Source organism: Mesorhizobium sp. M4A.F.Ca.ET.050.02.1.1, assembly GCF_003997725.1.
GTDB lineage: Bacteria > Pseudomonadota > Alphaproteobacteria > Rhizobiales > Rhizobiaceae > Mesorhizobium.
In genome coordinates this window covers 1-4972 of the sequence record NZ_RZSG01000448.1, presented here as the reverse complement: position 1 = coordinate 4972, position 4972 = coordinate 1, and the positions used below count along the sequence as shown (strand labels likewise).

Here is a 4972-nt window from a genome sequence, read left to right as displayed (position 1 = left end):
CCACAAAGGCGTCGTCACGCTCGCCGATCCGACGGAGCAGGTAGCATGGGTCGAGCGCGAGCTGCTTTGGCATGGCGACGCAAACGCCCCCTGGTCGGCTACGACCGGCGCCGCGGCATCGCTTGCCCGCGTCAATCGCCTGCTTGCTCAATGGGTTCTCCCGGCGCTGCCAAAGCCACCTAGGCCGGGCGCCAGCCCAAGGGGCGCTCGGGCCGACAGCGCGCAGCCTTGGGCCGCGCATTTCCGGCAGAAGGCCGCATCCTGAAATGGTTTACGACCTCGCGCAGCGCGTGACAGTGCCGCCGCTCCTGAAGGCCGAGTTCGCCAAGGCGCGCGACACGGTCGAGCACGCGCGAGGCTGGCGTCGCCACCAGGCGGCGCGCCTGCTGGCCGAAGACTACGGCTACCGCAACGGCTGGCGTCTCCCGGCCCGGCCCTTGTCCTTTTGCCTCGGGCAGCTGGAGCGGCGATCGAACCAGACACGGCGCGGCGAGATCGGCTACCCGCAAGAGGGGTTTGAAAAACCGATCTTCTATCGCGCTGACGGGCGGCCGGCGGCGATCGTCGCGCATCCCTACCACGTCGACGAGCGGCAGCTGGCCGGTCTCCGCGAGCGGTATCTGCTACGCTTCGAAATCGACGCGACCTACCCGGCATGGCTCGCGCTCGGGCTCGGCGCGAAGCTGCTTGTCATCACGCCGGACGATGAGCGCATCGCCGCGCTCGACGCCGAAGCTGGGCGCCTGCAGCACACCTACCTCAAGGGCTCGTTGGCCGCTTGGCGCGCGCATCTGCGCGGCGAAGGCATGCCGATGACGGTCGGGCGGCGCGGCGGCCATGCCGCGCCCGGCTTCGGCTCGATCGCGCCGCACGATCCCGAGCGGGCCGCCGAGCGGGCCGCCTTTTTCCAATCCTCGACCCTTCAGAAGGGAAGCGCACGATGAACGCCATTACCGAACTGTTCCATCGGATCACCGTCGAAGAGGCGACGCGCGACCGCATCGCCATGATCGTGAACGGCTGGCCGATCACCCGCAACGTCGACAAGCGAACTTTCCAAAAGGGCTGGACGACGGAGCAGGCGACCGTCGAGATGGTCACCACGGATGAGGCTTGGCTGCACCGCACCTCTCTTTCGACCGGTATCCGGATCGAGAACGGGATCGCCGCCATCGACGTCGACGTCGATGACCACCTCGCCGAGACGATACGTGCGGCCATCCTCCGCGCCTTCCCGGCGCTGAAGGACGCGCTGCTGCGGTTCGGCAAAGGGTACAAGTTCGCGCTATTTTGCCGGACCTCCGAACCCTTCGGCCGCCTCCACACCAGCAAGTTTCTCAAGCCCGGCACGACGGCCGACGACGGAGCCTACTGCGCCGAAATCTTCGGCGGCGGCTCGCCCCGGCAGTTTGGAGCTGTCGGCTACCACACGGCACCGAGGCGCGGCGTCGAGCCGATCTTCTATCGCTGGGAAGGCCGTTCGCCGCTCGACACGAGGGCCGACGAGCTGCCGGCCCTGACGAAGAAGCAATTCTTCAAGATACTCGACATCGTCGAGAACATCCTCGACGCCGCCGGCTGGTCGCCTGTCGAGTTTACGACCAAAGGCGAGAACAAGACCAACTGGGTGCACGACCTCACCGAGGGCATGGTCTTCCGGTGCAGCGACTGGGTCGACCGGACACTGGCCGATCTGCAGGCGCTCGGCGCCTACGGGCTGCAAGGCCTGCGCTGCTCGGCGAGCTTCACCGACCCGACGGCCAAACGCCGCGACCGCTGCCAGATCGCGACGACCCGCGACGGGCGCCTTGTGATCACGGACCACGACGGGACCGTCAAGCACGTCGCGAAGCCCGACACATCCCTTATGGAAAACATCCCCGCCAAGCTGGCGAGGCTCTTTGAGGTTACAGGACAATGACCGCTCCGAAACAGATAAGCTCGCCAAACCAGCCCATGCAGGCGGCCGAAGAGTTCATGACGACGAAAACGCACACCGACGGGTGGCCGACGCTCTGCCGTTGGCGCGGCGGCTGGTGGTCCTGGGATGGCGTGACGTGGGCCGAAAAGGACGCCGAGGCGGTGAGGAACGAGCTGTATCGGTACGCGAAAGACAAGGTCTACATGGTCGGCGACGAGGCCAAGCCGTGGTCTCCCGACAAGCGCAAGATCGCCAATCTTATGGAAGCGCTTACATCGGTGTGCGACCTGCCGGCTGAGATCGAGCAACCGTCGTGGCTGGACAAAGATCGAAAGACGGGCACGATCGTGCCGTGCCGGAACGGACTGCTGGACATGTCGAGCGGCTATCTGCTCGACCCAACTCCCGCGTACTTCAACACCGTGGCAACTCCGTTCGATTTTGACGGCGACGCCCCCGAGCCTAGGTTGTGGTTCGATTTCCTCGACAGCCTATGGCCCGACAAGCCGATGTCAAAGGAAGCCCTGCAGCAGTGGTTCGGCTACGTCGTCAGCGGGCGCACCGACCTGCAGAAGATGCTGTTGATGGTAGGCGCCAAGCGCGGCGGCAAAGGCACGATCCTGCGCGTCATGAGCGCGATGGTCGGCGGTAGCGTGTACGGCGCGGCGGCGGCGGACCTTGTCGGTACCTTTGGCCTGCAAAGCGCGGTCGGTAAAAGCCTTATGACGCTGGTCGACGCGCGCTTCGACAGCCGGAGCGGGACGGCGGTAGTCGAGCGCCTGCTCAAGATATCCGGCGAAGACGAGATGGCCATAAACCGGAAGGGACGCGGTTTCTGGCACGGAAGGCTGCAAACCCGCATCGTGGTAGCATCGAACGAGACGCTAGAGCTGGAAGACGCTTCAGGTGCGATCGTCGACCGGTTTATCCCGCTTCGCCTAAAAAGAAGCTGGAGCGGTAGGGAAGACCTGACGCTCGGCGCGCGGCTTGAAAAGGAGCTGCCCGGCATCTTCAACTGGGCGCTAGACGGGCTGGATCAGCTCACTGAGCGCGGGCGCTTCACAGTGCCTGAAGACGCGGAGGAAGTGCACAGGATCATGTCCGCGATGTCATCCGCGGTGGGTCTTTTCGTGTGCGAGATGTGCCATGTCGGCATCGACGATCTGACGGTCAAGACGATAGACCTATACGACGCCTACGTGCGCTGGACCCACAGGCACAACGTCAAAACGCTGAGCCATGCCGTGTTCGGAAAGAAGCTGTACGCGGCCTGCCCGGACGTAAAAAGGCATCAGCCCAGAGACCCCGAGACAGACAAGGTCGTGGAAAAATACGCCGGCATCACGCTTAGGGACACACCCTCAAACACGGGCACAAGATCGCCCGTGCCCATGTCTGGCCAGCGAGAGAGCGAGCGCGAGAGGGTGTTGCCGTTGCCGACACGCGCAGATCACGCGGAGCCACGTGCGCAAGACGACCGGTGAAAACGTTGCTAAATCAATGCCTTCTCTCTCTAAACACGTGCAAACACGGGCAAGCGTATAAATTTCTCTTGAGAGAGACACACACAGACCCTTGTTAGAGAGAGATTGAACACGTGCCCGTGTTTGGCCCTAAGGAGCCTGAACTGACTGACGACAAGATCACCCGCCTCGACGATTGGCGCTGCTCCGACCGCCGCCCACGCCGAGCCCGCGGACGGTGGTCTCATTCATCTCGGCCCCGCCATGCCGCCGACGTGGCGCGGCTGGTAGGGCCGCCGGCAACGAATTAAGGCTCACGTTTAACTACAGCCCCTAAAAGCGGTTGCTGACCGCCACCGGTTGCGTCTCGATGACGGCCTTGCGCCCGGCCGCCCTTCCTGCTAGGAATATAGTCCTCGGCATCGCTCTGGTTTCCCGGTTCCCGCCGCCATGCCAGACCCGAACCGGGAAGCGCGTCCTCCGCGCTGGTTCGGTGCAGCGGAGGCCGCACTATTGGGCAGCTCGGTCTCCCTTCGGTAAGGAGGCCGAGCTGCCACCCCACCGACCACCGAAAGGACGCCCCAGACCATGGCGCGCGGACGAGGAAGACCACCCAAATTCGACGTGGAAAGCGCCTTTGCAGCCGCTGAAGCCGGCGGCGGCGTGTTCGCGATCGCCGATCGGCTGGGCGTCGACCGGCGCACGTTGGTGAAGTGGCAGAACCGACACCCTGGCTTCAGAGAGGCGATCGAGCGGGGCCGTGCCACCGACGCCGAGAAGCCGACCTACGAGGAATATGTCGAGGCGCTCGATCTGCATCAACGCGCTACAGCCCTCAAAGACGCGCTGGCCGGCTTGCTGCCGGCCGCGCCCGCCGAGCCCGACCCACGCGACGCTGAGCGCGCTGAAGAGCTTCAGCGCGCGGTTGAGAAGATCGCGCCGAGGCCGCTCTCGCCTGTCAGCCCTGACCGACTAAATGCGGCGCTGATGATCGCAGCAGCGGCGAGGCCATCGATCGCCCGAAGCAGGCGCGGGCCAGCGCCGGAAGCGAGGCCGGAGCCGACGCCGGAGCGCCGGCCGCGACCGGCGACAGCAAACCCGGCAACTGACGATGACACGCCGGAGCTGCCCTCGCCCGATGACGCATGGAGGCGGCGTTTCGGCAATGGCATGGAACTGCATGACCCGCGCACCGGATGGTAATTTTCGCCGCCAGGATGGCGTAGCTTTGTAGGTAGAAAGCCTCTAGAATCTTACCGTATGCTATCCTATTGAAATATCTTATCGTTTTGCAAAGGACGACGGAATGAGGCTCCGCCGACCCCCAAAAATCAGCCCTCCGAACACGGCACATTTGTCGCCTGAACACCTTGCGTCAGAGCATATGCTAGGAATATAGTCCCATCTTAGTTCAACGGAGACACCGAACATGTCCGCCCCTCGCGATCCTCTGCTTGCCGATCTCGCCGATAGTGAGTTCGCCGACGGTCTCGACGACACCGATGGCGAAGACGTCATGCCGGCCATGCCGCCGTCGTCGACAGCTCGCCCGGCGCCATCCGAAGACGAAGACGATGACGAAGGCTTC

The 4972-nt window shown here is 64.2% G+C and carries 4 protein-coding genes; all 4 read left to right on the top strand.

Annotation, left to right across the window (positions count from 1 at the left end; all coding sequences use genetic code 11):
• The first annotated feature begins 266 nt into the window (after nt 1–266).
• The 4 genes from EOA33_RS24105 (at nt 267) to EOA33_RS24090 (ending at nt 4587) form a co-directional block, all read left to right on the top strand.
• Nucleotides 267–944 (top strand): hypothetical protein, encoded by a 678-nt coding sequence (locus EOA33_RS24105; protein WP_127406761.1) that lies wholly within the window; start codon nt 267–269, stop codon nt 942–944.
• Nucleotides 941–1921 (top strand): hypothetical protein, encoded by a 981-nt coding sequence (locus EOA33_RS24100; protein WP_127406760.1) that lies wholly within the window; start codon nt 941–943, stop codon nt 1919–1921. Before EOA33_RS24105 ends, EOA33_RS24100 begins: the two co-directional genes overlap by 4 nt.
• Nucleotides 1918–3405: a phage/plasmid primase, P4 family gene (locus EOA33_RS24095; RefSeq protein WP_127406759.1), complete on the top strand. Its 1488-nt coding sequence runs from the start codon at nt 1918–1920 to the stop codon at nt 3403–3405. Before EOA33_RS24100 ends, EOA33_RS24095 begins: the two co-directional genes overlap by 4 nt.
• A 567-nt stretch (nt 3406–3972) precedes the next feature.
• A complete protein-coding gene (locus tag EOA33_RS24090; RefSeq protein ID WP_127406758.1) occupies nt 3973–4587 on the top strand; it encodes a hypothetical protein in 615 nt (204 codons plus the stop codon).
• Nucleotides 4588–4972: the final 385 nt, after the last annotated feature.

Coding starts and splice junctions, on each gene's coding strand:
- EOA33_RS24105 (WP_127406761.1), top strand. CDS start 267: ATGGTTTACGACCTCGCGCAGCGCGTGACAGTGCCGCCGCTCCTGAAG.
- EOA33_RS24100 (WP_127406760.1), top strand. CDS start 941: ATGAACGCCATTACCGAACTGTTCCATCGGATCACCGTCGAAGAGGCG.
- EOA33_RS24095 (WP_127406759.1), top strand. CDS start 1,918: ATGACCGCTCCGAAACAGATAAGCTCGCCAAACCAGCCCATGCAGGCG.
- EOA33_RS24090 (WP_127406758.1), top strand. CDS start 3,973: ATGGCGCGCGGACGAGGAAGACCACCCAAATTCGACGTGGAAAGCGCC.